Origin of the sequence: Pseudomonas sp. 2VD (assembly GCF_005503585.1) — a bacterium.
Lineage (GTDB): Bacteria > Pseudomonadota > Gammaproteobacteria > Pseudomonadales > Pseudomonadaceae > Pseudomonas > Pseudomonas aeruginosa.
In genome coordinates, this window is sequence record NZ_SCND01000270.1 from 1 (window position 1) to 8598 (window position 8598).

Annotated in this window: 6 protein-coding genes and 1 pseudogene; 5 read left to right on the plus strand and 2 right to left on the minus strand. The window is 65.8% G+C overall.

Annotation, left to right across the window (positions count from 1 at the left end):
* Positions 1-132: pseudogene (locus FFS27_RS23565) on the minus strand (transcription elongation factor GreAB); the annotation flags it as partial.
* A 174-nt stretch (positions 133-306) separates the two neighbouring features.
* Here FFS27_RS23565 and amaB point away from each other — a divergent pair.
* The 5 genes from amaB (at position 307) to rmuC (ending at position 6604) form a co-directional block, all read left to right on the plus strand.
* Positions 307-1800 (plus strand): L-piperidine-6-carboxylate dehydrogenase, encoded by a 1494-nt coding sequence (amaB, locus tag FFS27_RS23570; protein ID WP_003086325.1) that lies wholly within the window; start codon positions 307-309, stop codon positions 1798-1800.
* A 55-nt stretch (positions 1801-1855) separates the two neighbouring features.
* Positions 1856-3142, plus strand: a complete 1287-nt coding sequence (amaA, locus tag FFS27_RS23575) for an L-pipecolate oxidase (protein WP_003086327.1) — start codon at positions 1856-1858, stop codon at positions 3140-3142.
* Positions 3143-3214: 72 nt separating this feature from the next.
* Complete coding sequence (locus tag FFS27_RS23580) at positions 3215-3583, plus strand: antitoxin Xre/MbcA/ParS toxin-binding domain-containing protein (protein WP_003086329.1); 369 nt, start codon at positions 3215-3217, stop codon at positions 3581-3583.
* Between the two features lie 134 nt (positions 3584-3717).
* Positions 3718-4473, plus strand: a complete 756-nt coding sequence (locus tag FFS27_RS23585; RefSeq protein WP_021264413.1) for an RES family NAD+ phosphorylase — start codon at positions 3718-3720, stop codon at positions 4471-4473.
* Between the two features lie 769 nt (positions 4474-5242).
* Positions 5243-6604 carry a DNA recombination protein RmuC gene (gene rmuC / locus FFS27_RS23590; protein ID WP_073647918.1) on the plus strand — a complete coding sequence of 454 codons (1362 nt, stop codon included), beginning with the start codon at positions 5243-5245 and terminating at the stop codon, positions 6602-6604.
* Positions 6605-6758: 154 nt separating this feature from the next.
* Here the strand turns inward: rmuC and quiP are convergent.
* Positions 6759-8598 (minus strand): acyl-homoserine-lactone acylase QuiP (quiP, locus tag FFS27_RS23595; RefSeq protein WP_137952239.1); only part of this gene is annotated, 1840 nt, incomplete at its 5' end.

Sequence of the window (8598 nt, forward strand, 5' to 3'; positions counted from 1 at the left end):
GTCGTACTTGTTCTCGGCGACGTTCTCTTCGTGGGTTGCCGTCTCATGGGCGGTCTGCGCGGCGCGGACGGCGATTTCCAGGTCCGCGGCGAGCTTTTCCGTGATCAGGCGCAACAGCTGTTTCTTGTCCATATCGGGTAGGCGGGGGCTGGCCGGCGAAGGCGTGCATGGTACGGGAAAGACGGCGGATCGCGACAGCTCGGAGCCAGTATGAAAACTCGGAATGACGTGGCGAATAAAGGTCGTTTGTCGCTACCGGGCAAACCGACTAAAACGAGCGGAAACGAACAGCCAGGAGAACCTCACATGATCGACGGATTGCTGCGCAGTCTCGGCCTCGACCCCAATGCTTTTCGCGATGGCGAGCTTGCCGTGCATACCCCCATCGACGGCAGTCGCCTGGCTGCGGTGCGACTGGAGGGGCGCGCCGCCGTTGCCGCCAAGGTCGAGCGCGCCGAACAGGCGTTCCGCGCCTGGCGCCAGGTGCCGGCGCCGCGCCGTGGTGAACTGGTGCGGCTGTTCGGCGAGGAATTGCGTCGGCACAAGGCCGAACTCGGCGAACTGGTGTCCTGGGAGGCGGGCAAGATCACCCAGGAAGGCCTCGGCGAAGTCCAGGAAATGATCGATATCTGCGACTTCGCGGTGGGCCTCTCGCGCCAGTTGTACGGTCTTACCATCGCATCCGAGCGTCCCGGCCACCACATGCGCGAGACCTGGCACCCGCTGGGCGTGGTAGGCGTGATCAGCGCGTTCAACTTCCCAGTCGCGGTGTGGTCGTGGAATACCGCGCTGGCGCTGGTCTGCGGTAATTCCGTGGTCTGGAAGCCTTCGGAGAAGACCCCCCTCACCGCACTGGCCTGCCAGGCACTGTTCGAGCGTGCCGCGCGGGCCTTCGGCGGCGATGCGCCGGCGCACCTGAGCCAATTGCTGATCGGTGACCGCGAGGCCGGCGAAGCGCTGGTGGACGACCGTCGCGTCGCCCTGGTCAGCGCCACCGGCAGCACTCGCATGGGGCGCGAAGTGGCGCCGCGGGTGGCGGCGCGTTTCGCTCGCTGCATCCTCGAACTGGGCGGCAACAACGCGATGATCCTGGCGCCAAGCGCCGACCTCGACCTGGCGGTGCGCGGCATCCTGTTCGGCGCTGTGGGCACCGCCGGGCAGCGCTGCACCACCTTGCGCCGGTTGATTGCCCATGAGTCGGTGAAGGACGAGATAGTCGAGCGCCTCAAGGCAGCCTATTCCAGGGTCCGTATCGGTCATCCGCTGGAGGGCAACCTGGTCGGGCCGCTGATCGACGAACGCAGCTACCTGGCCATGCAGGACGCCCTGGCGCGAGCCCGCGAGCAGGGGGGACGAGTGTTCGGCGGCGAGCGGCAATTGCAGGAGCGCTATCCGGATGCCTACTACGTGTCGCCGGCCATCGTCGAGATGCCGGGACAGACCGAAGTGGTGCGCACGGAGACCTTCGCACCGATCCTGTACGTGGTCGGCTACCGCGATTTCGACGAGGCCCTGCGCCTGAACAACGAGGTTCCCCAGGGACTGTCGTCGTGCATCTTCACCACCGACCTGCGCGAGGCGGAACTGTTCCAGGGCGCGGCGGGCAGTGACTGCGGGATCGCCAACGTCAACATCGGCACCAGCGGGGCGGAAATCGGCGGGGCGTTCGGCGGCGAGAAAGAGACCGGCGGCGGTCGCGAGTCCGGCTCGGACGCCTGGAAGGCCTACATGCGACGGCAGACCAACACCGTCAACTATTCCCGCGAGCTGCCGCTGGCACAGGGCATCACCTTCGATTGAACGGGGCGCGGCGGGCTCCCGCCGCATGGCAATGAGGCTGGCAGCGGAGTCGCGCATGGGCGGTTTGCAGCAACGGTGTCTGTGGGAAGTGGTTACGCCTCGCCTGTCCGGAGCGGCGAGCCTGAACGGCGAGCAGCGCGCCGACGTATGTGTGATCGGCGCCGGTTTCACCGGGCTTTCGGCGGCGCTCCACCTGCTGGAGGCCGGCCGTTCGGTGTGCGTGCTGGAAGCGTACGAGGTCGGCCACGGCGGGTCGGGACGTAATGTCGGATTGATCAACGCCGGCACCTGGATTCCCCCGGACGAGGTGGTCGCCACCCTCGGCGCCGAGCAGGGAGAAAAGCTCAACGCCGTGCTGGGGCGGGCGCCGGCGCTGGTGATGGAGACCATCGAACGCCTCGGCATCGATTGCCAGTTGCGCCGCGAGGGCACCCTGCACATGTCGCACAACGCCAGCGGCGTGGCCGATCTGCAACGCCGTCACGCGCAGTGGACGCGCCGCGGCGCTCCGCTGGAGTTGCTGACCGGCGCGGCTTGCCACGAGGCCTGCGGCACCCGGCGAATCAGCGCGGCGTTGCTCGACCGACGCGCCGGCACTCTCAATCCCATGGCCTATTCGCGCGGACTGGCCACCGCCGTCGTACAGCGGGGCGGGCAACTGTACCAGCGCTCGCCGGTGCTCGCCCTGGAGCGGCAGGGCGCGCTGTGGGCGGTGCGCAGCGCCGCGGGGGCGGTACTGGCGGAACAGGTGGTGATCGCCTCCAACGCCTATACCGAGGGCGAGTGGACCAACCTGAGGCGGCACTTCTTTCCCGGCTACTACTACCAGGTGGCTTCGGCGCCGCTGCACGGCGCCGCGGCCGAGCGCATCCTGCCTCACGGCCAGGGTTCCTGGGACACCAGGACGGTGCTCAGCAGCATCCGTCGCGATGCCCAGGGCCGCCTGTTGCTGGGAAGCCTCGGCAATGGCGCGAACAAGCCCGCCTGGTTCCTGCGGCAATGGGCCGATCGAATCCAGAGCCATTACTTTCCCGACCTGGGCCAGGTCAACTGGGAGTACAGCTGGACGGGTTGCATCGCCTTCACCCCCGATCATCTGATGCGCCTGTTCGAGCCTGCGCAAGGCTTGCTGGCGGTGACCGGCTACAACGGACGCGGCGTGACCACCGGTACGGTAGTGGGCAAGGCGTTCGCCGACTACCTGCTGAGCGGCGAGCGAGCGACATTGCCGTTGCCGTTCAGTGACATGAAGCCCGTCCCCGCGGCCAGGCTGCGCAGTTGCGCCTACGAGATGGGTTTTTCTCTCTATCACGCCGGTCAATGCTTGCGCGTGGTTCTCTAGGTTCGACCGAATCAAGGTGTGTTTTCAGCAAAATAATGATAGTTTGTTGTAAACACACATGAGGAGGTCGTCATGAGCGCTCTCATCAAGGAACGTCCCAGCGCCGATGCTGTCCTGGCCAAGGCCGTCCTGGCCGCGCGCGAGCAATTGGGGCTGACGCAGCTCGAACTGGCCGGCATCGTCGGCGTCGATCGCAGCGCCATCAGCCGCTGGAAGACCCAGGGCCTGCGGGTGGACAGCAAGACCGGCGAGCTGGCTCTGCTGCTGGTGCGGGTCTATCGCGCACTGTATGCCCTGTTCGGCGGGCAGCAGGAGGACATGCGCCACTTCCTGCGCACTCCCAACCATCACCTGGCGGGCGAGCCGCTGGCACTGATGGGACAGGTGCAGGGCCTGGTTCATGTGCTGGAATACCTCGATGCGATCCGCGGCAAGGTCTGATGCCCGGCGCGCCTGTACGGGGGCCTACGCCTGTCACGGAAAAGGCTGGCAGCCAGAGGCGACACGCCTGGCTGAATGGAGACTGCGGTGCCGCTACGCTGGCATCCGACACCACAGGAAGCGAGGGGCGGAAGGTGAGCGAGATCTGGCGACAGTGCAAGGGTGAGCGGCATGTCCGACCGCTCCAGGGGCGGCTGGTGCGGTTGGTGGAGAGCCAGGAGCAGGTGGCGACCCTGCAATTGGTCGACACCCTGGAAGAACAGGCGTTGCTCGAGGAACTGCTCGAGTCGAGCAAGCCGCCGGTGCCGGCGGATGCCGAGCCATTGCATTACCTGTTGAAGACCCCGTTCCGTTATCCGCCCTTGCGTTGGGGGTCGCGGTTTGGCCGTCGTCACGAGCCAAGCCTGTTCTACGCCGCGTTGAAGCTGCAAACGGCCATGGCCGAAAGCGCGTATTACCGTTGTGTCCTGTGGAGTGGCATGGCGGTGCCGCCACCGAGCGGGAGGATTCTGTCCGAGCACGCTTCGTTCGAGGCGGGCTGGAAGGTGGAGCGGGGAATCCGTCTGCAGGCGCCGCCTTTCTCCGATCACGAGGCTGCGCTGACCGACATCGCCGACTACCGCGCTCCCCAGGAACTGGGGAGTGCCATACGCAGCGCCGGGGTGCAGGCATTCGAATACCGTTCGGCGCGTTGCCCGGAGCGCGGCTGCAATGTCGCCCTGTTCACGCCCGCGGCCTTCACCGAAAAGCGTCCTCGCAACCTGACGCCCTGGCTGTGCGAAACCACGGCCGGTTACGTGGCCTTCAAGCCGGCGCATGTGCCGGGGTCGCCGAAAATCTTCTCCTGGGAGCTGTTCCTGGTGGACGGAAAGTTGCCGCATCCGGCGTGAGTGGAGGGTCGCACGGTTGTCAGCGATCCGGGCTCGCCGTCTGGAGGCCGCAACCTGCTGGTTGGGCGGGGCTGGCCTGCATGCCCCGAGGGAAAGAGTGGCTGGGGATTTCGAACGGCATTGCCCTGCAATGGGGCGGCAAGAGGCTTCGGCGAAAATTTGTGCACAAATGGAAAGCAGCTTGTCAAGGGTTGAGAGCGTTAGGCTCTAAACGCTTGATTTTTCATGTTTGAAACGTAACTTATTGAAAAATAACGATAAAAATAGTTGGTGAAAAAATCGTCAATCTGTCCCATAGCCCCACTCCATCGGGGGTTCGGCAGTTTTTTAGGGGCTTTTCCACTGGGTTATCCACAGGATCTGTGGATTTCCCAAGCGCTTGCTCGACAGCACATCGCACGCTCCAAGGCAAGCCCTGTAGCCGCGACAAAAATGCCGTGGAAGCAGAAATGTCCCGGCGGCGAAGGGCGCAGGGCGATGGCTTCCGTTACGGAAGTATCTGAAATGTCCTGCGCATGGGGTTACGCACAGCTCGGAAGCGGAGTGCTCGTTCGGCGCGGCGCTATTCGCTCGACGGTCTTTTCCCAAGAACCTAGAATCCGCTGCACGCGCGCCTGCCAGGCGGGTGTTGCGTCGTTTTCCGCTGGAGTGCCCCATGCCCGTCGATCTACCGAACCTGTTGCTTGGCCTGCTGGCTGCCGCGATTCCCCTGGCCGGCCTGGCATGGCAGCTACAGAGAAGGGCCAGCCTGGCGGAGCGCGAGATAGCCTTGCTCGGCGAGCGACTGGCGACCGCGCAACTGGCCCAGGACGGGCTGAATGCGCAGTTGGAGACCAGCAGGGAGGCTTACCAGCAACTCGGCGAGCGCCATGCCAGGCTCGCCGGCGAGGTCGCCGCGCTGCGTCGGGAAGCCGAGTTGATGGGGGAGGAGCGGCAACGGGCGTCCCAGGCGGAGGCACGTTGGGCCAGCGAGCGCCAGGGCCGGGAAGAGGAATTGCGTCGCCTGGCTTCCGAACGGGCTGCGCTGGCTGCGGAACTGCGCGAGCAGCAGGAAAGCCACCAGCAGCGCCTGACCGACCTGCAGTCGGCCCGCGACGAGTTGCGGGCACAGTTCGCCGAACTGGCGGGAAAGATCTTCGACGAACGCGAACAGCGTTTCGCCGAAACCAGCCAGCAGCGCCTGGGGCAGATGCTCGATCCGCTCAAGGAGCGCATCCAGGCGTTCGAGAAGCGGGTGGAGGAAAGCTACCAGCAGGAAGCGCGCGAGCGTTTCTCCCTGAGCAAGGAACTGGAGCGTCTGCAGCAGCTCAACCTGCGCCTGGGCGAGGAAGCGACCAACCTGACCCGCGCGCTCAAGGGCCAGAAGACCCAGGGCAACTGGGGCGAACTGGTGCTGGAGCGGGTGCTCGAGCATGCAGGCCTGGAAAAAGGCCGGGAATACGAGACCCAGGTCAGCCTGAAGGGCGCCGAGGGCGAACGCTTCCAGCCGGACGTGCTGATCCGCCTGCCCGGCGACAAGCAGGTGGTGGTGGATGCCAAGGTCAGTCTCACGGCCTACCAGCAGTACATCGCCGCTGACGACGATCTGCTGCGCCAGCAGGCGCTGAAGCAGCACGTAACGTCGTTGCGCAACCATGTGAAAGGCCTCTCCGGCAAGGACTATCGACGCCTGGAAGGGTTGCACAGCCTCGACTTCGTCCTGCTGTTCATGCCGATCGAGGCGGCTTTCTCGACGGCCCTGCAGGCCGAGCCGAACCTGTTCCAGGACGCCTTCGCGCAGAATATCGTGATCGTCAGCCCGACCACCCTGCTGGCCACCCTGCGGGTAATCGACAGCCTCTGGCGCCAGGAGCGGCAGAACCAGAATGCGCGGGAAATCGCCGAACGTGCCGGTTCGCTGTATGACAAGTTCGTGCTCTTCGTCCAGGACCTCGATGAGGTCGGTTCGCGCCTGCAGCAACTGGACAAGGCCTATGCCGCGGCGCGCAACAAGCTCACCGAGGGACGTGGCAACCTGATCAGTCGCAGCGAGCAACTCAAGCTGCTCGGTGCCCGCGCCAGCAAGAGCCTGCCGACGGACTGGCTGGACCGGGCGCTGGTGGCGCCCGTGGAAGAGGCCGGAGAGGAGTGAGATCAGTTCGATCCCGTGCCCGGGCTTTCGAGAAAACGGAGGCTTTCCGGGAGGGGGATAAAAGAAGGGCGTCCGGAAGGACGCCCTGAAGATGATCATGGAGTAAGTCGGCTGTTCAGAGCCACGGCGCGGAGGAAAGTTCCGCGCCGTCCGTTCAGCGAGCGGGAGTGAGCGTCAGCCGCTTGTTGCCGTATACGCGATCGAGGTTCTGTGGCTGGAACGGGAAGCTGACGTAGCGCCCCTTGCGCCAGGCGTCGATACCGTCGGCGTAGTGCGGGCTGGCCGGATTGCCGGATTGGCCGCTGCTGTTCACGCCGATCATCGGTTCGCTCTGGCCGAAGTCGACGATTAGCCGCATCGCCGGGATCAGCCAAGTGTCGAAGTCCTGGCCCCAGCCGTAGGCCGATACGTCCAGCGTGGTGTGGTCGCCGCCGGCCGGATAGGGCCCGCGATCGAGATAGCCCTTGATCGCGCCGAGTCCGGCGCGCTCGCCGGCGCCCAGGTAGGGGGCCATTTTCGAGCTGTCGCTCCGCCATTCGTAGGTGTGCAGCTTGCCCCATTGCCAGGCCTTGCGCTCGCTCCCCAGTCGCTGTTCGCAGAACTCCACGGCGGCGGCGAGGCTGCGCGCGAGGATTGCCGGCTTGTCCTCCTTCTGCGGAGTGCGGGTATCGTCCCAGAACGGACTGTCGTCGCGCCCGAGCAGGTGGTCGGCTTGCGCCGAGTAGGAGAGGTTGGCGGTCTCGACGAAGGCTTTCCAGGCAGGGCCGTCTTCCGGTCCTAGCTCGTCGAGGAATATCTGCCTGGCGCTCTCGTGGAGGAAGGCGCCGTACAGCGCGGCGTCGCTGGAGCTGGCTGTCAGCTTGCCGTCGAACGCCATCAGCCGGTCGTAGGCCTCCCGCGCCCGGCTGCGTTGCGCCTCCGGCAAGGCGTCGATGGCCTGGCGCAGCGGCGCCGCCATGCCGGGATTGTCGAACATGGCTTGCAGCTTGGCGACGAACAGCGAGGTCTGGTCGTACTGCATGCGGATCATGCTCTGGGTGTCGTGGCTCTTGCCGGCACCGGCGAGCTGGGCGATGCGCTCGGCGCGCTCCGGGTAGTACCAGGAATTGGACAACTGGGCGCCGTAGCCGGGCTGCACGGTGCGGTGGTTGGCGGTACCCAGCCAGCCCTGCTGCGGGTCCTGGTCGGAGGGGTGGAGGATCGGGTCGGCATAGCCATCCCAGTCGTAGCGGCCGTCCCAGCCAGGGGAGGGCAGCAGGCCGCGACCCTCCTTGCGGTTCGGATAGCGTCCGGTGACCTGCCAGCCGATGTGCTTTTCGTCGGCGAACACGATGTTCAGCGGCATCGCGCGAATCTCGCGGGTGGCGTCGAAGGCCTGCTCGATGGTCTTGGCCCGCGACAGGTCGAAGAATCCGTCCAGGGTCTTGTCGGCTTCCTGCTGGATGCTCCGGTAGGCCAGTCCGTAGCCGCTCTTCAGCGGCAGCGGCTGGAGGATGTTCTTGCGCTCGCCCAGGGCGCTGTTGAGCAGCGGGCCATGGCGGGTTTCGTGGATGACCTCGCGGATCGGCCGCTGGCCCTTGATGAAGAAGGTTTCCTGGCGTTCGCGGGTTGGCTGCCACTTGCCGTCGGCCAGGTAATAGAGCCGGTTGCCCTGGCGTCGCAACTGTTCCAGGTAGAGATCCTGGTTGTCGCCCAGGACCATGGTCATGCCCCAGGCCAGCTTGCCGTTGAAGCCCGCCACCACGCCCGGCAGACCGGCGATGGAAACGCCCGCGGCCTGGTACTTGGGCGAGCGGATCTGCACGTAGTTCCACACCGACGGCATGCTCAGCGGCAGGTGGGTGTCGTTGGCCATCAGGCTCTTGCCGCTGCGGCTGCGTTGCGGCGCGATAGCCCAGTTGTTCGAGGCGGCGACCCCGAGCATGCTCAGCGCTGCGACCTGCCGCGCCGCGCCCTCGACGTCCGCGAGGCCGGGAACCTGCCCGTCCAGGCGC